Genomic DNA, 19,989 nt, shown 5'->3' with positions numbered 1-19,989 from the left:
CAGGGCCGCGCGGGTTCAAGAGGCGGAAGGGTTACATGGTGTGCGCGCGGATTCCGAGGTCGATGTTCTCGATCATGTAGCGGAAGACAATGTTCTCGGCGCTCATCTGCTGGCCATGCTCCATGCCGGCAATTAGTAACGGAGCCTTGGTTTTCTGCCCCGGATAGACCTGGTGCAGCCGGATCGACTCCTCGGGCATGTGGAGCGTGTTCTCCGCCCCATGGATGATCAGTGTCGGCGGGAAACGACCTGAATCCTTAACGAGCTCAGCCTCCGAGTCAAATGCTAGGGACTCCTTATACGACCTCGCACTCACGGTGCTGCAACCTGGCCAGCGATCAACCCCGTCGACATCCGTATAGCTGCCGAGCTGCTCATCGACGTAGGCTTGCGTCGCCGAGTCGAGGGGATAGTAACCAAGCCTCGTCTCTTCGGTCCCCGTGTCGAACGACGGTACCGGTTCGTCATCTGGCAACTCCAGCAGCGCCGCGTGTGCGGCCGTCTTGTCAGCGCGAAGGTTTTGCAATGAAGTCATGCGGGTGTAGTTCATCGGCACGTAGTACGGAACCTGGTCGCCGCCCGCGCGGGCCAGTTCTACAATGGCGGCCAAGCTGGCGACCGAACCCATCGCCCATGAAGCAACGACCGGCATGCGGCCAAAGTGCTCCTTGCTCCAGGTGGTCGCAGCGAGCACCTCGGCCTTCTGGTCCTCGAGGCTGACGTTCGTCATTGTGAGGTCGCCGCGCTTGACGGTGTTGCGCACGTCCTTATTCTTGAAGAAACCGGCGACGTCATAGGTCATCACGCGATAGCCGCGCCCGACCAGGGCCTTGCCCACCAACTGGCCGTACATGCTGGTGCCGCCGGTGAAGCCCGAGTTGAAGACGACCGGAGGGAGCTTCTGCTGCTCGTCGCTCCGATTGGCAGGGCGGAAGACCCGTCCACGCAGGCGATGGGTGCCGTCGTGGTAGGCCACAGGGAAGGAGATATCTTCTTCAATCAGGTTGGTCATGTTTTTCCTTTCAAGGGGAGGTTGGGAAGACTTCGGCGGATGCACCACGAAGCAGTACATCCGCCGTGGTACCTGTGAGCGCGGCGGTGGCGCGAGCAAGCCGCGCGACGAAGTCGAACGCGGCCAAAGGCGTGAAGTGATCGGCATAGGCCCGGCCCTCGCGGTCGCCGACATGGGGGGCGTCGCTGGCCTCCAGCAAGAGCCTGTGAGCGCCCACCCTTTCGACAATCCGAACGGCGAATGGTAATGCGGCGGCCGTATCGATCGCTGTACGGTAGCCGGGACCCTTGAAGTAGACGTTGCCACGCTCGCTGGCCTCGCGGAGCAGAGCGTCGAATGCGGGATCGTCAACGCCACGCTCGGGATGGCACGTGCCGAGGTGGTCGATCAGCACGGAAACCCGCTTGGGAAGCTGCCGCAGCACCTTCAAGTTGACCGCGGCTTTCTGCGCGTACACATGCACGTGCTGGTCAGCGCGCAACCCCGCGAAAAGCTGCTGCCACTCCGCACTAGCATAGGCATCATGGCTGAGCGCCTCGGGAATGGCGTCATGAAGTACGATACGCACACCCTGAACCTGCGGATGCGCCAATCGATCAGCGGTGGCATATAGAGGATCGGCCAGGATCGTTCCGACCAACCTGATGCTCCCGTAGCGCACGGGATCGCGCTCCTGTAAACCTGCCAGCTCGTTAAAGGACGCGAACACATTCTCGGAGTCCGGCAGGATGCTCAAGTGAACATTGTTGAGGAGGGTGGGGTTCAGCCCGGCATCGATCAAAGTAGCAAGATATGTGCTTAGAGGGTTCGGAGTTGGTAACGTGTAAGGCAGTCCACCTTTAACGCGCGTCAAGTCTTTGGCTGTGTAGAAGTGCGCATGCGCATCAATCCGTGGCGTTGCAATCGTCATGACCGGTCACTCATCAAAACCACGAGAAGGTATCCGGCCAAGTCCTCAATTGCCTCGCGACAGTTCGACGAATCGTGTCAAATGATCGCCATGCGCCATTCGCCGATCTACCTGACTAAGCGATATGCGCAAGGTCGCGAGATGAAATGGCAGTTAGGCTAGGTGCATCATTCGGAGGCAGGCAGCCACCATGCCCCGGAAGCTGCCAATGCGAGTCTGGGCCGTAGCCGCTTTGAAGGTGATCAGCCCCATGACTGACGGCCTGAATCCCGCGTCAGACGAGCGATCCCGGCTCTCCTCACGCAGTCATTTTTCCGGGTAGGCCATTTCTTACATGTCGAAGGCCGGCCGTCGCTCGGGCCGCTCAGCAAAGACACGATCATTCCAAAAGCCTCAGACCAAGCCGAAGATTGACAGTCCGACCCCGGCTGACCGTTCGCCATCGCACCATCAGCACCTCACCAATCACTGGATCCTTCGCGACCGCCATCTTGCATACCGGGAGCAAAGCGTCGGCAGGTCGCCATCTTGTTCGCTAAGGCCGACGACAAGTTATGGTCTCTTTGAAGTTCCAGGCGCGGATAGAAGCCACTCTGCTTTTTGCGCTTCATTGAGAGGTGGCTCGGCAAAAATGGACAGGGTGATACGTGGAATTTCTGCCTGAGATCGGCATGAGTGCCGGAACAGGAGAATCACGAATGAGCAGACGACCACGCCGGAACCACAGCCCGGCTTTCAAGGCGAAAGTTGCGCTTGCGGCGATCAAGGGAGAAAAGACGCTGGCCGAGCTGGCGCAGCAATATGATGTGCATGCGAACCAGATCACGGATTGGAGAAAGCAGCTTCTGGAAGGGGCCTCGAACGTGTTTGGCGCGGCGGAGAAATCGGAGCCGACGGTGGACATAAAGGCCCTCCATGCCAAGATCGGAGAGCTGACGCTGGCCAATGATTTTTTAGGCTCGGCGCTCGGCAAGGCCGGCTGGTCGGGGAGCGCAAGACGATGATCGACCGGGAACATGAACTGCCGATTGCCAAGCAGGCGGCCGAACTGGGGATCAGCCGCGGCAGCGTCTACTCCCTACCCAAGCCGACATCGGCGGCAGACCTGAAGCTGATGCGGCGCATCGACGAATTGCATCTGGATTACCCGTTCGCGGGCAGCCGCATGTTGCAGAAGCTTTTGAAGCGCGAAGGCTATGAGACGGGTCGCCTGCATGTGCGCACCTTGATGAAGCGCATGGATATCGAGGCGCTCTACCGCAAGCCGTATAGCGCGACAATCTGGGAGAGAAGCGCGCGACAATCTGGATGAGAATCTGGTGTCGCGGCGATGGTGATAATCTCGGCATTGATTGTCGCGCGCAAGAGGTTTTATCGGTTTGATTGTCGCGGCGCGTCAATCAGGAGCGACGTTTGCGGGCGTCGCATATGACGCCGGCCTGCCTGGCCCCCGCTTTCGCTCGATGGCCTCGCGCCGCCGATAGCTCTCGACATTCAGCTCGAAGATTGTGGCGTGATGGACGAGGCGATCCACCGCGGCGAGCGTCATGGCTGGATCGGGGAAGACCTTTCCCCATTCGCCGAAGGGCTGATTGGCGGTGATCAGCAGGGAACGCCGCTCGTAGCGGGCGCTGATGAGCTCGAACAGCACGCTCGTTTCGGCCTGGTCCTTGGTGACATAGGCGAGGTCGTCGAGGATCAGCAGGTGGAAGCGATCGAGCCGGTTGATCGCGGCCTCGAGGCCGAGTTCGCGGCGCGCGACCTGAAGCTTCTGGACGAGATCAGTGGTGCGGGTGAACATGACCCGCCATCCGGTCTCGATAAGGGCAAGTCCGATGGCCGAGGCGAGATGGCTCTTTCCGCCGCCGGGCGGGCCAAACAGAAGCAGGTTCGCTCCCTTCTCGAGCCAGCTGTCGCCGGCGGTGATGGCCATCACCTGGGCCTTGGAGATCATCGGAACGGCTTCGAACTCGAATGTGTCGAGGGTCTTGCCCGGCAGGAGGCGCGCCTCGGCGAGATGGCGTTCGATACGTCGCCGGTCGCGCTCAGCCAGTTCATGTTCAATGATCGCAGCCAGGAAGCGAGCGGCCGGCCAGCCTTCCTTGTCGGCCCGTTCGGCAAACTGCGGCCACATAACCTTGATGGCCGGCAGGCGCAGTTCGTTGAGGAGCAAGCCCAGCCTGGCGGAATCGACAGCGGGGTTCGTCTTCATGCCGCATCTCCTGTCAGGTTGGCGCCAAGCAGGGCTTCATAGGCGTTGAGCGGAGCAAGACGCACGACGACACTCGGCAGCCGGGCGGGATCCGGCGCGAACCGTTCCCGCAAAGCAGCCATATTGGGCAATCGCCGTGCCTGTAGCGAGGCGGTCAGTTGATCAGCCAGTTCGCTCTCGCAGCCGCGCTCGTGCGCCATGGCGAGAAGCTCGACCATGGTGCGGCAGGCCTGCCGCTCAGGCAGTCGCTCTATGAGCACGTCGAAGGTTCGCCGGTAGGCCTCGCGGGGGAAGAGCTGGTCACGATAGACGAGGTTGAGCAGCGCCATCGGCTTGCGGCGCAGCGAATGGATGACATGCCGATAATTGACGACCTGGTCGTGCTTGCCGTTTGAAGAGGCGCGCCCGCGCGGCAGCGTCATGAGCTGCGTGCCGCCGATGAAGATATCCAGCCGATCATCGAAGAGCCGCACTCTGAGGCGGTGGCCGATCAGGCGTGAGGGCACGGTGTAGAACACCTTGCGCAGCGTGAACCCGCCCGATGACGTTATGCGCACGGTGACCTCCTCGTAGTCGGAAGTGCGCCGGACGGGCAGTTCCTGGAGTTCGGCCCGCTCGATGTCGATGCGCTTGGAGTTGCGAGCATTCACGCGGCTGACGATCTCGTCGACAAAGCGACGGTAGGCTGCCAGGTCGTCGAAATCGCTCGATCCCCGCATCAGCAGCGCGTCATTGATCGCCCGCTTGAGATGGCCGTGCGGGCCTTCGACGGAGCCGTTCTCATGCGCGATGCCGCGATTGTTGCGGGAAGGGGTCATGCCGTAGTGGCCGCACAGTTCGTCGTAGCGGCGCGTCAGGTCCTCCCGGGCGTCCTTGTCCAGGTTGCGGAACGCCGCCGACAGGCTGTCGCTGCGATGCTCGCGGGGAGCCCCGCCGAGCGACCACAGCGCGTTCTGCAGGCCTTCCGCCAGAGCGACGAAACTCTCGCCACCGAGCACGACATGCGCATGCTCGAAGCCGGAATAGGCGAGCCGGAAATGGTAGAGCCGGTGATCGAGTGGCTGGCCCGCGATCGTGACGCCGGCGGCTGCCATGTCGGTGAAATCCGACAATCCCATGCGCCCGGGTACGTGAACCTGCCGGAAGATGACCTCCTGTTCCTCGCCATGGACGGCGCGCCAGGCTCGGACGCGACGCTCGATCGTGCGGCGAATGCCGGCTCCAAGCTCGGGATGACGCCGGATCATCTCGTCGAAGATGGCGATCGCCCGAATGCCCGGAGCTGCCCTCAGCATGGGCGCGACCTCGGCTTCGAAAATATCGGCGAGAGGGTCGGCACGGCGCCGTTGCCGCGGCGCCTTCTTTTGTGACGGCAGTCTCGAATCCTTCTCGATGCGATAGGCCGTGGCGATACTGATCGACGCCTTCGCCGCCGCGACGGCCGTCGTATTGGTCTGCCGGAACTTCATGAAAAGCCTCATATGGTGATCGGTTACGTGGCGGCCGGGCACAAAGCGATTCCTCCCCAACAGGAAAAACCACCGGCATACCCGGTCGACCGTGATCACCAGACGAACGCTCCCGAAAAGGAACGCGCCGCCGGCGGATTGAAACTCCGGTCGGGCTACGCCCTCCCTGCGTTCCAATCCGCCGGCATTCTCATCCTGATTGACGCTGCGCTCTCACGTTGATTGCCGCGCCGCAGCAAGCCGCGCACTTCGAAGCCGGGGGACGGGCACAAGATCTATCCGTATTTGCTGGGCAAGCTGGCGGTGACGCGGCCCAACCAGGTCTGGGCGACGGACCTGACCTATATCCCGATGGCCCGCGGCTTCTGCTACCTGGTTGCTGTCGTCGACTGGTTCACGCGCAAGGTACTGAGCTGGCGGCTGTCGATCACCATGGATGCGGCGTTTTGCATTGAAGCCCTCGAGGAGGCGCTGGCGACATACGGCAAGCCCGAGATCTTCAACTCCGATCAGGGCAGCCAGTTCACCAGCCATGACTTCACCAAGGTCCTGCTCGACCGGGAGATCAGGATCAGCATGGATGGCAAGGGCGCCTGGCGCGACAACGTCTTCGTCGAGCGTCTCTGGCGGTCGGTGAAATATGAGGAGGTCTATCTCAAGGCCTATGACAGCGTTCGCGAAGGGCGAGCGTCGATCGGAAAATATCTCGATTTCTACAATCGGGGACGCCCGCATTCCAGCCTTGACGGCAGAGCGCCAGATGAGGCCTACTTCACCCCGCTACCGCTTCCCGAGGCGGCCTAACCATAGGCAGTGTTCCACTTATAAATCGGGAATTCCTGTCCAAACAAACCGAGCCACCTCTTTTCAAAGAATTGCAGCAGCGTGTTCGGCGCTGCATAGCAACTGTACTGTGCAGACCGGGCCCGATCATGTCACCGCCGCAACGCTGCCTCGCTGACCGCGGCGTCCACGCGCACGTGCAAACCGCCGGCCAGGCCGATCTCAATCATGCCACGCTGTTCCGCCCCCGGTCGCTCCGGAAAGGAGGCAGCCGACCCGATGCTGACAACGTCGACGGGACCAATTCCGGCGAAGCCACCGACGTCGGCGTGCGCATGTGCCGGCGTCACGTGAACAACAGGTTCGCATTGATATCATGCCGCTGCGGCACGAGCGACATCGACGCCCCTGACTCACAGCTCTCGGCAACCAGCCGCTGCTTCTCTTCGAGAGTGGATGACTTGCGCCGGCGGGCGCGCCAGTATCGGCGAGGGTCAAGGGTCCGGTGTAGTTCCCATATCCTTTTGGTAGGTGGCTCGCGGAGCGAGCCAATTGAGAACATGTGCCCGTCCTGCCAGATCGCGGCTACCTTCAGCCACGCATCCATTCCACATGCACCCCGTCTACCTACTTGGCCTCGAGCACAGCGCTGAGAAATTGTCGGGTCCGCCCGTGCTGCGGATCGCCGAAGAGCTGGTCGGGCGGGCCTTGCTCGGCAATCTTGCCGCCGTAAAAGAAGCAGACGCGGTCGGAGAACTCCTTGGCAAAGGCCATCTGGTGCGTGACCATCAGCATTGTGAGGTCATGCTCTGTGCCGAGCTTACGGATAACGTTGAGCACCTCCCCGACGAGCTCTGGATCAAGCGCCGATGTAACCTCGTCGAACAGCATCACCTTGGGTCGCATGGCCAGCGCCCGAGCGATCGCCACGCGCTGCTTTTGGCCGCCGGAGAGCTGGATCGGGAAATGGTTCTTCTTGTCGCTGAGCCCGACCATATCGAGCAGCTCTGCCGCTCGGGTCTCAGCCTCCTGTCTGGACAGCCCGAGCACCGAGATCGGCGCCTCCATGCAGTTCTGCAGGGCGGTCATGTGCGGGAACAGGTTGAAGTGCTGGAACACCATGCCAATTTTGCCGCGCACACGCCGCAAATGACGCTCATTCGCCGGCACCATCTGGCCGTTCTTCCGCATGTGCGTGAGCGGCTCCCCGTCTACCCAAATCACCCCCTCATTAATGCGCTCCAGCGTCATCAGCATGCGCAGCACGGTGGTTTTGCCCGAACCGGAGGGACCGATGATGCACACCTTCTCGTTGCGGGCAATGTCGAGATTGAGTTCATCCAGCACGCTAAGCGTGCCGTAGCGCTTTGCGACGTTCTCAAAACGGACCATAGGTTCGCTCATGACTTTCTCGGTGCGCGCGATGCCTAATTTGAGTTCCTCCAGCACGCTACAGCGCTTAGTGAGGTTCTCCAAGCCAACTGTGGCTTCGCTCATGGCGGACCTCCTACTGGAGATGGTAGCGACGGTTGAGCCAGAAGCTCACCGACTGCACGATTGCGGAAGCGGCCAAACTGAACACGAGGTAGAACAGGCCGGCCATGGTGATCGCCTCGACGTAGCGATAATTGTCACTTCCGAAATTCTTCGCCTGTTGCAGCATCTCGAGGATTGCGATGGCGGCCAGGATCGGTGTGTCCTTGAACATGCCGATGAAGTAGTTGCCGAGGCCGGGCACGATGGGCGGGATCGCCTGCGGAAGGATGATGGCGCGCCAGCTCCGCGCCGGCGACAGGTTGAGCGCTGTGCAGGCCTCCCATTGGCCCCCTTCCACATTCTCTATCCCGCCGCGGTAGCACTCCGAGCAATAGGCGGCATAATGTATGCCCAGCACGCCGATGCCAACTGTCCAGGCAGGGATGACGATGCCGAACTGAGGTCCGACGAAATAAACGAAGAACACCTGCAACAGCAGCGGCGTGGAGCGGATGAACTCCACGATCTCCGCCATCGCTGTGGAGATGTAGCGGTTCGGCGACTGGCGGATCAGCGCGAAGACTAGGCCCAGCACCAGCGCGATCGCGAAGCCGAGCAGCGTGGCCTCAACTGTGACAATCGCGCCCCGATAGAGATACGGGAACGCCTGCCAGACATAGGACCAGTCCCAAAGGCTCACGCCTGTGCCTCCCGCACAAAGCCCCGCGAGAAGCGGCGTTCCAGCCAACGCACCAAGGGCGTGATGAGGGCGCGCGCGATGACGTAATAGCCGAACAGCGCCACCGCGAAGAATAGCAGATAGTTACCGGTGGCGTCGGCAGCAAGCTTGGAGGCGGTGGTGAGTTCTGTAATGGTGATGAAGAAGATAAGCGAGGTACTCTTGAGCAGATCGATGAGCAGGTTGCCCCAGGCAGGCAGCATGGCGCGGATCGCCTGGGGCAAGAAGATACGCCGCATCGCGGTCAGCCGCGGCAAGTTGAGCGCGATGCTGGCTTCATACTGGCCGCGGTCGACGCCCTGGATGGCAGCGCGGACCAGCTCGGCACCGTAACCGGACACGTTCATGCCGATACCGAAGATCGCGACGGTCCAGGGTGATAACGCGACCCCGAAGATAGGCAACACAAAGAACCACCAGTAGACCTGCACCAGCATCGATGTCCCGCGGAAGAATTCGATATAGGCGACGCCAAACCAGCGCAGCGGCCAAAGGGGCGAGATCCGGATCAGGCCAACGATCAGCCCTAGGGCGATCGCCACCAGCGATGACGCGAGGGTCACTACGAGGGTGACTATGACGCCCTTGGCGAGCGCTGCAACGCTGAAGCCGAGCGCTAACTCGTTCATCATGTCCCCCCCTCGCTGAGCGCCCCCGGCCAGGCCCGGGAAGGCGGTGAGGCGTATGAATAGCAGTTCCCCGCCTGGCATCAATGCTCGCACAGCTCGGCAGTCGTCTTGCCGTCCGGCAGGTTGGCTTTAGTATAGCCGTATTTGCCGACTGACCCCATCATCTCGTCCGAACCGATATAGTCTTTCAGTACGGCGTTGAAGGCATCTACCTCCGCCTGCTGGTTCGGCAGGAACGCGAGGCCCGAATAATAGTTGTTACCGGCCGGGACCAGCGCGACACTTTCGTCTTTGTCAGTGAACTCCTTCATGGTGAAGTAGGCGCCCGAACCCGCGGCGGCACGGCCGGACTTCACCGCCTGCAGGATTTCCGCCGGGCCGGCGACCTGCATGATCTTGTCGTCGGGGACGCCGAGTTTGCGCATGAGCGCGATTTCGCTGTAACCCGCGCCGGTGACGAAGGTGAGGCTCTTGTCGTGTACATCCTGATAGGAGTGAAGGTTTTCCGGATTGCCAGCCGGAACAATCAGCGCGTCAGTGGCCTTGACAATCGGGTCGGTGAACAGCACGTTCCGGCAGCGCTCCGGCAGGATGTACATGCCGCCCGTGATGATGTCGAAGCGACCCGCCTGCAGGCCCGGAATGAGCGAGCCCCATTCGGTCACGACCGGCTCGACCTTAGTCGTGCCCAGTTTCTTCAGCATGTCGGTCGTCATCGCATTGACGAAGCCGAGCGGCTCGTTGTTCTCGCCGGGATAGGCCCAGGGAACCTCGTTGGAGAAGCCGACTCGGATCGTCTCTCCGTTCTTGATCTTCTCCAGCAGCGACTGCGCCGAAGCCGAACCGGCAAATGAGGCGAGTGCCATCGCTGCTACTCCGAGCGCGGCAATTCCTCTCAGGATTGCGCGTCTCCGCGCCCGATGTTTCCACTTATCCATCTAAAGTTCCTCCCGGCTCACGTTTTTGTTTCACTAGTCCACCAAAAATATGCGAGACGACGTTCACATTATCCATGCGTTCACATGAAACACGATCCAGCAGTTATACGGAGTTCAAAGGCACCTCTATCCTTGGGCCTGCCAGCTCATTTTTGATGCCGACCTTTCAGGTGGCCGCTTCATAAAGGTAGCAGCCCAAATCGGCCGCTTTGCACGAACCAATACCTCTGAACGCAGGAAATCGGCGTATTCTGGCTGCATTCGAATCAAACCGACGATTAACGGGCGAGGGGTTGCATTCTGCGGTCCAACTGCCCGAACCCTCAACGAGCTCAGCCTCCGGGTCGAATGCTTCCGATCTCGCACAGCAACTGTGGAAGCCAAGCCCGGTACCGGATCCGATGCTAGCGCCTGCCAGTGTCTGGCAGGCCACATCGGCGGAGATCAGCTCATCCCCTTTTTGGGGGAGCTATGCACGGCGCCTTGAAGCCGTCGAGAAAGGCGGTCAGATTAGAGGCGATCCTAGACGCTTTCGCGCTGGGGCGACGGCGCATCAAGATGGATCGGTCGCCGCGGAGGACTGCAGGACGGTTCGGCTGTAAACCGAGATATGGCGTTTGGACCCTTCGGTGAACGCACATCTTGCCCAATCTCCCCAACGCTCCACTAGCGCCAGCCCTACGCATTCAGCCATGGTATCGAGTTCCTGGTGATAGATGTAACGAACGCGATAGGGCAAACGTCTGACCGATGTACCTGAAAACCACAGGAGGGTTGAAACCAAGTTCTGGTTCAGTGGGTCGTGTACCTGTGCATCGAGAATCGTATTCTCATGGTCTACGAGCGGCGTAGTAGTTTTTTGCCCGCTGACGAACCCATCCAATGCTGGCACCTCCGTCTCTATAACTAAAATTCCGTCGTCAGCTAGCGTCGCCACGGCAGATCGGAGGCAACTTATTTGCTCTTCGCGCGTGAAGAGTACTGTTAACGTGTTGTAAACACAATACACGAGATTATAGCGCCGTTCCGATTTGAACTCAGCAATGTTTCCTTTCCACGCGTTGACAAGATCGGTACGCTTCTCGAGAAGTTTCAACATACTGTTGGAAGCGTCGATACCTTCGACTCTAACGCCGCGCTCGCTTAGCGGCACTGCCACGCGACCGTCCCCGATACCAAGTTCTAGAGCACTTCCTCCGCTACAATATCTCTCAAGAAAGGCCGCAGTCTGAGCTGCTTCGATGACCTTTCCGCGGATTCTGGTAAACTTTTCATAGATTAGTGCCCAATTCTCGTCGTATTCGAAGTCGTCAGACATCGTATTCTCCTAGTTTGTAAATTATTTGATCCACTTCCTGGCGCCAAATATATTGCTGGCAGTATGCTACAGCTTATACTTAAGCATGCAATAGAAAGTCATTCTACGTAGTTGAAGGGTGGAAAGTCATTCCGGATTAATCACCACGCGCCGTTCGACGTAGCGAGGTAAGAGAGCGCGTCCCCGCAACCATGCGCAGCCTTGTGCATCGAGCCGTTCCGCCTCGCGTCAACTGGCCGAAGTTGGTCAAGCTCTCCAGCGAAATCATTGGCATACATATAACGGCTCCGTGTTGGGCGACTCTCAACACAAAAGAGCAAGAGCCATGCCGACTTTTAATAGTTGTTTGTATTCAGAGGTTTGACTTTTCTGTGCCCGATTCAGTCTGTTCGCTAGCGACACCATTTGGTCAGGATTCCGACAGTGGACAAGCGAATTGCGTCGCGACAGCGGTCCCGTCCACGCACCCAAGGCTGCGGCGGCTATCATCGAGCGGCGCCCTGTGTGGATCGCGGTCCACCTTGAACAGCGGATTGTACCGGCCACGAGCATCGGTCCTTCAGAATGCCGCCAAAGGTCTTCAGATGGTGCAACCGCCAGCACCCTTCCTCGGCCCGGATCGTGAGACGGTGGACCGCGAAGGCATAGCGGAACTCGTAGGTCGGGCGCCTACCCCTCCGCAGCGCTGCTCGATGAGGAGCTGGCGCCGATCGTCAATGTAGCTCCGCAACTCTCTCACAAGGTCGTCGCGCATGGGCACGATCCGTATGCGCCCGCTTGCTGGCGCGGACCGTCAAGATGCAGCGTTCAAGATCGACATCGGCCATCTTGGGTCGCACGGCTTCCTCAAGCCGCAGGCCGGTGCAATGGAGCACAAGAACAAGCCTACGCAGCATCGAGGCCACATGAAGTGCCCCTGATACGCCGAGGCGACAGCAAGGATTCGGCGGATCTCGTCCTGGGTGAAAATATGGAAAAAAGGTCGACTCAATTACCGGCGGCCAGCTGTGCTCGGGCACATAGCTGATCGGATCGCGTCGCCGGCGGGAAGACAGAGCTGGCGAATGACGCCGAACTCGTTGGCGAGCGTGACGGCTTGCGGGGGCGCCGCCCAAAGGGCGCTGAATGGCCTCGGCCCAGCGGGATCGAGCCTTCTTAGCCCCAATGATGACACGAGGAAGCAGAGGAAACGGTCGATCTCGAACGCATCACGGCTGTAGGGATGCCCCTTGTCGCGTTTGAACTGCCGAAAGCTCTCCGCCTCGCTCTCCAGTTCGGAAAGGGTGACGATGGTGATCACGCCGGCATCGGCAATGCGACATCACGCAACGTCTCCGCTGCGATCCGCACATGGGCAGAAAGTGATCTGGATCGCGGTGCCCGAGAAACTCGGACGCTACACGCGGCGGGGTGCCGAGATCGATCTGGCGTGCCGCGTGGGAATGGCTCAGAACGTGGCTGCCGAGGGACGGTGCCGAAATCCCCCCAGCTCTTGATGATGGCGTAACGCGCTTGAAGCGGCCATGGGCCGAACGGCACATGCATCTGCACGAACAAGGCCGGGTGGGTGTCTCCATGGGGTGTCCCGCGCTGATAGCACGCCACGGCCTTGGCGACGGCCGGCAGGAGCGGCAGGGTGAAGGCTATCCCTGTCTTTGGACGGACGACCGACAATGTGTCGGCTTCCCAATCGACGTCGTCGAACCGCAAGCGTATAGTCTCGCTCCAAGGCCGTAGGTGTTCATCATCAACAGGAGCGCGTAATCGCGCAGACCCATTGGTGTCGACCGATCCACGGCCTTCAGCAGCCGCTGCACATCCTCCCAGGCGATGCGCTTCATACGGTCACCTGCGGATTGCCGCAATGCCGCGCAGGTATTCGGCCTAAGGCGTTGCTGGCCGCTTTGCCGGCCGTGGCGACCGCCAATCCGGCAACTCCGTGCGGTGATAGATTCGGTTGAGCGACTGCAGAGCGTTCCGGAAAAGCCCCAGCGACTGCGGCTCGAGATTCCATCGCTGCGCATACCGACCTGTGAAGCAATTTTCGCGTTCGCGGGGTGAGCTCTTCGCGCTCGACCAGCCGTGTTCGGCGCAATAGGCACGAAACAGCTGATCCTGCTCATGTAGACAAGCGCCGCGCCAGGGCTCAGGCGGCGGTCGGCGCGCCAGAGACGGATAGTTGTACTCGGCGGTGGGCGTGGGTTCGGTCCGCATGGACATCATCTGGTAACTCTTTGTTGCAAAACCAGTTTCTCAGATTCTCGGGGTCGATGCACTTCTTTTGGTGAGATATTCAGGCTGGTCGACCACGACCTTGCAGATTGTCGGAATCCGCAAACAAATTGTGCCATTACAAACAGACGGAATCGGACGCAAATATCCAATTTATTGAACTAAAAGCGCTTTTCAATTTGGCATAACGCTTGCGCTCTGAACTTCGCTCAATTGTCTGTGATGGTTATTTCGCTTGATGGTCTGATCACTTGCGTCGTCCTGCTATCAAAGTTGCCGGCAACGGAACGATTTGTGGAGACGTTGCCCGCGAGGGGGCGTCTCCTGTATTGGCGGTGTGAGTGCGTTCACTGCATTTTTGCGCTCAGGTTCAGGGCTCGTGCCGTCCTGCGACCTTCCCCAGAGTGCTTGATCAAGTTGGTATAGCAAACCTTAGACTGTGGATGGCAAGCAGCTTGTTAGCTTTAGTTGTACGCAAAAGCAGTTATAAAACAGTGAGCATTGACTGGTATTACCTAATTATCTATGAGCAAAATCCGTCAATAAATTTCGATACTGCAAAAGGATCTTGTCTGTGAGATACATGACTGAGCGTTTCAGTTGGGCTAATAAGAATATCTCAATCTCACGCACATGAAAATAGACAACGCACCAAAAGGAAAAGTGATATGCAAGATAAGCATATATATTACGATAAATTTTCTTCAATCTATGAAGAATATACCGGCATGTTAGGGAAAGTCGCTGAGGCAGATGATACAGCCACCTTTCTTGAGCGACTCTCTCACGGAGGGAGCGCTCTTGAACTTGGTATTGGCAGCGGGCGCGTGGCGGTGCCGTTGAGTGAGCGCGGCGTCAAGGTCGAAGGTATGGATAACTCGGACAGAATGTTAAAACTTCTCGCCACGCGGACGGATCTGATCAAGGCTTGGAAGGCGAACATTGCCAATTTCAGCTTAGAGCAACGTTACGATCTGGTCTATTGTATCTACGACACGTTCATGCTGCTCCTAAAACGCGAAGAGCAAATAGCTTGCCTCCGATCTGCTGCTGAGGCGATAGATGAAGGGGGAGTTTTGGTGATAGAAGTGCGTGTGCCAGCCTTAGATGGTTTCGTCAACGGCCAGAAAATTACTACTGCGCTCGTGGATCACGAGAATACATTCGTCAATGCGGAAATCCACGATCCACTAAACCAGAACCTGATTTTAAGCTTTCTCTGGTTTTCCGGTACATCGGTCAGACGCTTCCCCGAGCGCGTTCGTTACGTTTATCACCAGGAGCTCGATACAATGGCCGAATGCGTGGGGCTGGAGCTAGCTGAGCGTTGGGGAGATTGGACGAAAGGTGTGTTCACCGCTGGCTCCAAACGTCATATCTCGGTTTATCGCCGAATTAAGCGATAGTCCGCTTTTGAGATCCACCTATCGAGCACTTTTGATGGGCGCCCCGTTGCTGCAACCCTCCGCAAAGGACTGAATGCACGGACTCTAAGAGCATCGGCTTTATGGAGCAACCCTTGGAAGCTCGGGTACAATGCCGGCACCTCCTCGGCTGGCGCTGGCGCTGCGGCGGCGGCAGGTTTCGGGCCGTTGCACCAAGGCGGTGACGGAGCGGGCTCAATCCGCATGCCTGCGCACTTCTGTGGGGTGTTTGGACTAAAACCCAGCTTCGGGCGTGTGCCCTACTCTCCACTCGGCGTCGATGATTTCAGTGCCCATGTCGGACCGATAACGCGCACCGTTGCAGACAGCGCTCTCATGCTTCAGGTGATAGCCGGTCCGCACTTCCTGGACCATACGACGCTTGAGGCGGGACCTGCCAACTATCTCGCGCGACTGCACGACGGCGTAAATGGCAAGCGTGCGTATTCCGACGAAGCCGGCCATCGATTCCGATTTGAAGCCGGCCAGTCATTCCGATTTCATTCCGGCCGGTGTTCCGATTTGAAGCCGGCCATTTTTCGGACTGATCCTGGGTCTCGTTGATGTTTGGATTGGGTTTCGTTTCAGGTCAAGCTTGCGCTGTTTCAGAGGCTCTTGGCGAGCGCTGTTTTCGCATGCTTTCACCGGTGAGATCGATGCGATAGGCGTTGTGAACGAGGCGGTCCAGGATGGCATCGGCCAGAGTTGGGTTTGCAATGATCTCGTACCAGCGATCCAGGGGCAGCTGGCTGGTGACGATTGTCGATCGGCGTTCGTAGCGGTCTTCAATGATCTCAAGCACATCACGCCGCTGGTCATCATTGAGTTTTTCGGGTCCCCAGTCATCGAGAATGAGAAGGTCGGTTTTGGCGAGTTGCTTGAGGATCCGGCCATAACGTCCGTCGCCTCTCGCGAGGGCAAGCGTGGCGAACAGGCGGGGAACGCGGTGATAGGCGACGGAGAAATCCTCTCGGCAAGCTTTGTGGCCAAGCGCACAGGCCAGCCAGCTCTTGCCGACGCCCGCCGGCCCGGTGATGAGAAGACTGTGATGCTTTCTGATCCAGTCGCAGCCGGCGAGCGCCATGAACAGATTGCGATCAAGACCGCGTGCGGCACGAAAGTCGGCATCCTCGATCTGTGCGTCATGGCGAAGTTTTGCAGCCCTGGCGCGGGCTTCGAAACGCTTCTGGCGGCGCATGGTAGCCTCGCGCTCGAGCAGCATGGCAAGCCATTCGCCATGCTCGAGGCCGCGTGCTTCGGATTGTGCGTCGAGCTCCTGGAAGGCGGTGGCCATGCCATGAAGGCCGAGTTCGCGCAGCATGTCGATGGTCGGATGGATGAGCATTGGTATGTCTCCTCAATGGAAGTAATCGGGGCCACGCAGATTGGCGTGATCGACGATGGCGGTCGGTTCGGTGGAATGCCTTGCGGCCTTGTGATTGGCGATAAGCGAGGCGATGCTCTTGCAGTTCAGCCCACCGATCTCGACAGCGCGGGCTGACACGGCTTCGGCGCGGTCGCGTGTGATATCGCGAAACAGGCGAAGGACACCCAGGCATGTCCGAAAGCCTTGTTCAGGATGTGGGCGGCTGGCGAGGATTGCGACAACCAAGCCTTCCGTCTCGGGCCCGACGGATGCGGCCCAGCGACGGAAACGATCCGGCGTCCACTCGGCATATCGCCGGTGGGAGCTGGGCATATGATCCGGATCCGTCCCATGACGAGGGCCGCCATAGCGGCGCTGATGGACGGCAATGCGCTTGCCGCGGTGGAAGATCTCGATGGTGCGTGCCGTTGCTCTCAGATCGACTTGCTGGCGAATGAGGCTGTGCGGCACGGAATAAAAGAAGGTCTTGAACTCGACGTGGTAATCCGTCGAGACGCGGGCCAAACGCCACTCGGCGAATTCGTAGTCTTTGCTCGGAAGGCTTGCGAGCGCAGCACGCTCGACGCTCTCAAACAATTGCCGGCGACTGACGCCCAGCCGACGCATGACGTGATCATTGATGCGATCGAGTGCCTGGCGAATGGCGGCATTGGCCTCGGCCAGCGAGAAGAAGGTCTGGTTGCGCAGCCGCCCCAGAATGCATGACTGGGCGAAACGCACGCCGTTCTCGACTTTCGATTTGTCCTTCGGCCGTCGCGGCCGTGCCGGAAGAACGCCGACGCCATAATGGGATGCCATCATGCCGTAGCTGCGATTGATCTCGGGATCGTAGAAGCTGGCGCGGCTGACACCCGACTTCAGATTGTCGGGGACGATCAGTCGGGGAACGCCATCAAAAAAACGAAACATCCTGACGTGCGAACCAATCCAATCAGGTAGTGTCTGGGTCCAGGTTGCTTCGGCATAGGTGAAGCTGGACGCTCCCAAGACCGCCACAAAGATCTCCGCCTCACGGAGCTCGCCGGTGTCTCGATCAACGATCGGGATCTTCTTGCCGGAATAGTCGACGAAGACCTTGTCGCCGGCGGCGTGTTCCTGGCGCATCGTCGGCGAAAGCCGCTGTTCGAAGCTGCGAAAGAGCTCGCAGAACCGGCTGTAGCCATATCCGTCGGGATGACTTCCTCGATACTCTTCCCACAAGATGAGGAGCGTGACGCCCGGCTTCTTGAGCTCGACGGCAAGATCGGCCCAGTTCGGCTCTGCGCGCCGCCGCGTGCCCTGTTTGACGCCATTGCGAGCGAAGAGTTTGTTCTCAAGCGCGTCATCGGTCAGCTCGCCTGGCAGGGGCCAGCTCAACCCGATTGCCGCTGCGCGCCGCAGATTATCCTGCACCGTACTGCGTGCTATTCCCAGCACGACCGCAATCTCGCGGGAGCTGGTCCCGCTTCCGGCAAGCCGAAGCATTTGTCTCAACTGTCTCATGGTCAGCCTTCTCTTTGCCGGCATCAAAATGTCCTCGTTCATCGCGAGGTAATTGCTGCCAAAGTTGCTGACCCAGGAGGTAATCTTCAGTGCCGAAAACCGGCCGGTCTTTGGTTGGAATGGTGGCCGGCTTCATACCGGAATGGTGGCCGGTGTTTGATCGGAATGGCGGCCGGCTTCACGTCGGAATCCGCAGCAAGCGGATTGCCTACAGCCCGAATTTAGGCGTCGCCCGCGTCGATCCTGAAGTCGCGTCGCTCGTGAAGGCCGCCGCCGCGCGATGCCAGATCACTGGCCTACGCATCCATGGGACTGGATTATGTGGGCGGAGTTCAGCTATCCGTTCAACATGTCCTGGAACCCGGCCGCAAGCGTGCCATGCGGATTTACCCAGAGTGAGCTTCCTGTCGGTCTCCAGATCGTTGGCAAGCGCTTCGATGATCTTGGTGTCTTGCAGGCCTCTGCAGCCTTCGAAAGGCTGAACCCATGGGCCAACAAGCGCCCGGAACTCTGACCAGCGAATCAACCGCACGTGTGAGCAACACCGTTGCCGTGTTTGGAACGCGCCTCGCGGAACCATCTTGGCCAGCGACACCAGATCGCGTCGAAAGCCGGACATATGACCACAGGCGAAGCGAAATACATCAACTTCAACTCCTGTAGTAAATGGACCTGCCCTCTGGAGAAGGTGGTATCTCGCACGTCTCAACTGCGATGAAGGAGGAGGGTCATGCAGGTCGTTCGGGTAGGTCTAGAGATCTGACGAAAAATATCCCTTTCCAGTTCATGGGTCAACGCGAGCGGCAACGTCGTCGTCTGCGGAAGACGCTGCGGCGGGATTGCGTGCCCCGCTTCTTCGCCGCCGCGATCCACGATCTGCGCGATCCAGCGCGGGTGACGCACGCCATGGCCGACATTCTGCGCGCCCGCATCTTTGCGATCGCCTGCGGCTACGAGGATGCCAACGATCTCGACCTGCTGCGCAGTGATCCGGCTTTCGGGCTCGCCTGCGGGCGGCTGCCCGACAGCGGGCTGGATCTGTGCTCGCAGCCGACATGCTCGCGGGTGGAGAACCTGCCGGACCTGCGCACCGTCATCCGGCTCGGCTGGGTGCTGGTCGATCTCTGGCTGTCGAGCTATGCCGCGCCACCCGCAAGCATCACTCTCACATCGACGACACGGTTGATGTCGTTCACGGCCATCAGCAGCTCTCGCTCTTCAATGCCATTTACGACGAGCGCTACTTCCTGCCGATCCCCATCCAGGACGCCGCGACAGGACGCCCGGTCGCCATGATCCTGCGTCCTGGCAAGACCCCGACGGGCAAGGAGATCCGCGGCCATCTGCGTCCTGATCCGCGGCGATGGCCACTATGGCCGGGCGGAAGTCATGGTCTGGTGCGAGGACAATGCGATCGACTACGTCTTTGGCCTGCCCGGCAACACGGTTCTCCAGCGTCTCGTTGATGAAGCCGCCGACGACATCCGCACCCGCCGCGCGCTCGAGCAGAAGCCGGTGCTGCGCGGTTACGCCGAAACGATACAAGCCGAAATCCCGGAAGACGGAACGTCGCGTCTGCGCCCGCTCAAGGCAACCTCGATGGGCCTCGACGTCCGCTTCGTCGTCACCAATCTCGACAAAGGCTCCGCCGCGCATGTCTACGACGTGATCTACAAGACCCAGCGCACCAGCTGCCGCTCACCGATTGCCAACCAAGTGCGCCTCGTCTTGCACACCGCCGCTGATGCTCGCCCTACGCGAGGCGGTGTCCGGAGCCCATCATCTCAGCAACGCCGAGTTCGCCACACTGCGGCTCAGGCTCCTTAAGCTCGGCGCCCGCGTCATCGAAACCATCTCGCGCATCCGCCTGGCCTTCGCCGCCACCTGTCCCGAGGCCAGCCTGTTCCGAGCGATGACCCTCAACCTGCAGCCAGGAGGACCATGAGCGCCGGGGCATCAAAGCCCCCCGCTTAACCAA

General features: G+C 59.7%; 18 protein-coding genes and 3 pseudogenes. 9 read left to right on the top strand and 12 right to left on the bottom strand.

What is annotated here, in order from left to right; all coding sequences use genetic code 11:
* Positions 1 to 31 precede the first annotated feature (31 nt).
* Both JG746_RS32115 and JG746_RS32110 read right to left on the bottom strand, forming a co-directional pair.
* Positions 32 to 1,012, bottom strand: a complete 981-nt coding sequence (locus JG746_RS32115) for an alpha/beta hydrolase (protein ID WP_202324205.1) — start codon at positions 1,010 to 1,012, stop codon at positions 32 to 34.
* Between the two features lie 10 nt (positions 1,013 to 1,022).
* The gene (locus tag JG746_RS32110) at positions 1,023 to 1,922 is read right to left on the bottom strand and encodes an amidohydrolase family protein (protein ID WP_202324203.1); all 900 of its coding nucleotides are present in this window, start codon (positions 1,920 to 1,922) and stop codon (positions 1,023 to 1,025) included.
* Between the two features lie 698 nt (positions 1,923 to 2,620).
* On the opposite strand from JG746_RS32110, the pseudogene JG746_RS32105 reads away from it, so the two are divergent.
* Positions 2,621 to 3,189 (top strand): annotated as a pseudogene (locus tag JG746_RS32105) (IS3 family transposase); the annotation flags it as partial.
* A gap of 129 nt (positions 3,190 to 3,318) precedes the next feature.
* Here JG746_RS32105 and istB (JG746_RS32100) read toward each other — a convergent pair.
* The gene (gene istB / locus JG746_RS32100) at positions 3,319 to 4,134 is read right to left on the bottom strand and encodes an IS21-like element helper ATPase IstB (RefSeq protein ID WP_202324153.1); all 816 of its coding nucleotides are present in this window, start codon (positions 4,132 to 4,134) and stop codon (positions 3,319 to 3,321) included.
* Entirely contained in the window at positions 4,131 to 5,645 is a 1,515-nt protein-coding gene (istA, locus tag JG746_RS32095) for an IS21 family transposase (protein WP_010913869.1), read from the bottom strand. The genes istB (JG746_RS32100) and istA (JG746_RS32095) overlap by 4 nt, the downstream gene beginning before the upstream one ends.
* Here istA (JG746_RS32095) and JG746_RS32090 point away from each other — a divergent pair.
* On the top strand, positions 5,616 to 5,825 hold the full coding sequence (locus JG746_RS32090) for a hypothetical protein (protein ID WP_202296250.1): 210 nt from the start codon (positions 5,616 to 5,618) through the stop codon (positions 5,823 to 5,825). The two genes, istA (JG746_RS32095) and JG746_RS32090, sit on opposite strands and share 30 nt — an antisense overlap.
* 15 nt (positions 5,826 to 5,840) lie before the next feature.
* Positions 5,841 to 6,407 (top strand): annotated as a pseudogene (locus tag JG746_RS32085) (IS3 family transposase); the annotation flags it as partial.
* A gap of 606 nt (positions 6,408 to 7,013) precedes the next feature.
* On the opposite strand, the gene ehuA reads toward JG746_RS32085, so the two are convergent.
* The 5 genes from ehuA to JG746_RS32055 all read right to left on the bottom strand — a co-directional run bounded on the left by ehuA (position 7,014) and on the right by JG746_RS32055 (position 11,486).
* Entirely contained in the window at positions 7,014 to 7,790 is a 777-nt protein-coding gene (gene ehuA / locus JG746_RS32075; RefSeq protein ID WP_244730948.1) for an ectoine/hydroxyectoine ABC transporter ATP-binding protein EhuA, read from the bottom strand.
* A gap of 103 nt (positions 7,791 to 7,893) precedes the next feature.
* A complete protein-coding gene (gene ehuD / locus JG746_RS32070) occupies positions 7,894 to 8,562 on the bottom strand; it encodes an ectoine/hydroxyectoine ABC transporter permease subunit EhuD (protein ID WP_202324197.1) in 669 nt (222 codons plus the stop codon).
* The gene (gene ehuC / locus JG746_RS32065) at positions 8,559 to 9,230 is read right to left on the bottom strand and encodes an ectoine/hydroxyectoine ABC transporter permease subunit EhuC (RefSeq protein ID WP_202327581.1); all 672 of its coding nucleotides are present in this window, start codon (positions 9,228 to 9,230) and stop codon (positions 8,559 to 8,561) included. Before ehuC ends, ehuD begins: the two co-directional genes overlap by 4 nt.
* A gap of 80 nt (positions 9,231 to 9,310) precedes the next feature.
* Positions 9,311 to 10,096: an ectoine/hydroxyectoine ABC transporter substrate-binding protein EhuB gene (gene ehuB / locus JG746_RS32060; protein ID WP_244730584.1), complete on the bottom strand. Its 786-nt coding sequence runs from the start codon at positions 10,094 to 10,096 to the stop codon at positions 9,311 to 9,313.
* A 625-nt stretch (positions 10,097 to 10,721) separates the two neighbouring features.
* Positions 10,722 to 11,486 carry a class I SAM-dependent methyltransferase gene (locus tag JG746_RS32055; RefSeq protein ID WP_202324192.1) on the bottom strand — a complete coding sequence of 255 codons (765 nt, stop codon included), beginning with the start codon at positions 11,484 to 11,486 and terminating at the stop codon, positions 10,722 to 10,724.
* A gap of 752 nt (positions 11,487 to 12,238) precedes the next feature.
* Between JG746_RS32055 and JG746_RS32050 the strand changes: the two genes are divergently transcribed.
* Positions 12,239 to 12,406: a hypothetical protein gene (locus JG746_RS32050; RefSeq protein ID WP_202324190.1), complete on the top strand. Its 168-nt coding sequence runs from the start codon at positions 12,239 to 12,241 to the stop codon at positions 12,404 to 12,406.
* A gap of 71 nt (positions 12,407 to 12,477) precedes the next feature.
* On the opposite strand, the gene JG746_RS32045 is transcribed toward JG746_RS32050, so the two are convergent.
* The gene (locus tag JG746_RS32045) at positions 12,478 to 12,786 is read right to left on the bottom strand and encodes a hypothetical protein (RefSeq protein ID WP_202324187.1); all 309 of its coding nucleotides are present in this window, start codon (positions 12,784 to 12,786) and stop codon (positions 12,478 to 12,480) included.
* A gap of 1,600 nt (positions 12,787 to 14,386) precedes the next feature.
* On the opposite strand from JG746_RS32045, the gene JG746_RS32040 reads away from it, so the two are divergent.
* Together JG746_RS32040 and JG746_RS37900 are read left to right on the top strand one after the other, a co-directional pair.
* Entirely contained in the window at positions 14,387 to 15,124 is a 738-nt protein-coding gene (locus JG746_RS32040) for a class I SAM-dependent DNA methyltransferase (protein ID WP_202324184.1), read from the top strand.
* Between the two features lie 12 nt (positions 15,125 to 15,136).
* On the top strand, positions 15,137 to 15,706 hold the full coding sequence (locus tag JG746_RS37900; protein WP_446720346.1) for an amidase family protein: 570 nt from the start codon (positions 15,137 to 15,139) through the stop codon (positions 15,704 to 15,706).
* Between the two features lie 25 nt (positions 15,707 to 15,731).
* On the opposite strand, the gene istB (JG746_RS32030) is transcribed toward JG746_RS37900, so the two are convergent.
* Entirely contained in the window at positions 15,732 to 16,487 is a 756-nt protein-coding gene (istB, locus tag JG746_RS32030; RefSeq protein WP_202324181.1) for an IS21-like element helper ATPase IstB, read from the bottom strand.
* A gap of 12 nt (positions 16,488 to 16,499) precedes the next feature.
* Positions 16,500 to 18,011, bottom strand: coding sequence for an IS21 family transposase (gene istA, locus JG746_RS32025; protein ID WP_446720276.1), 1,512 nt, complete (start codon positions 18,009 to 18,011; stop codon positions 16,500 to 16,502).
* A gap of 280 nt (positions 18,012 to 18,291) precedes the next feature.
* Here istA (JG746_RS32025) and JG746_RS37350 point away from each other — a divergent pair, with 280 nt between their 5' ends.
* The 3 genes and pseudogenes from JG746_RS37350 (at position 18,292) to JG746_RS32015 (ending at position 19,956) form a co-directional block, all read left to right on the top strand.
* Positions 18,292 to 18,525 (top strand): amidase family protein, encoded by a 234-nt coding sequence (locus tag JG746_RS37350; protein WP_342215818.1) that lies wholly within the window; start codon positions 18,292 to 18,294, stop codon positions 18,523 to 18,525.
* 329 nt (positions 18,526 to 18,854) lie between these two features.
* Complete coding sequence (locus JG746_RS37895; protein WP_446720345.1) at positions 18,855 to 19,307, top strand: transposase; 453 nt, start codon at positions 18,855 to 18,857, stop codon at positions 19,305 to 19,307.
* Positions 19,238 to 19,956: pseudogene (locus JG746_RS32015) on the top strand (transposase). The gene JG746_RS37895 and the pseudogene JG746_RS32015 overlap by 70 nt, the downstream one beginning before the upstream one ends.
* Positions 19,957 to 19,989: the final 33 nt, after the last annotated feature.

Origin of the sequence: Mesorhizobium sp. 113-3-3, assembly GCF_016756495.1 — a bacterium.
GTDB lineage: Bacteria > Pseudomonadota > Alphaproteobacteria > Rhizobiales > Rhizobiaceae > Mesorhizobium.
The sequence above is the reverse complement of the archived record's forward strand: the minus strand, read 5'-3'. Positions and strand labels throughout refer to the sequence as shown.